At 40.2% G+C, this 241-nt stretch carries 1 pseudogene; it reads left to right on the top strand.

Annotated elements, in window-relative coordinates:
• Window positions 1–241 (top strand): annotated as a pseudogene (locus SH09_RS15720) (accessory Sec system translocase SecA2); the annotation flags it as partial.

The following is a 241-nucleotide window of genomic DNA, read 5'->3' as shown; positions in this document are numbered from 1 at the left end:
AACAATTACAGGACAAAACAAAAACGTTTCAGCAACAATTAGCAAATCATCAAGCTACGTTAGATGATTTATTACCAGAAGCGTACGCAGTTGTTCGTGAAGCAAGTTGGCGTGTCTTAGGTATGTATCCTAAAGATGTCCAAGTCTTAGGTGCGATAACATTACATGAAGGTGATATCGCTGAAATGCAAACTGGTGAAGGAAAGACGCTCACGGCAACGATGCCACTGTATTTAAATGC

The sequence above is a fragment of the Staphylococcus gallinarum genome (assembly GCF_000875895.1).
Classification (GTDB): Bacteria; Bacillota; Bacilli; order Staphylococcales; family Staphylococcaceae; genus Staphylococcus; species Staphylococcus gallinarum.
This window is presented reverse-complemented; position numbering and strand designations above follow the sequence as displayed.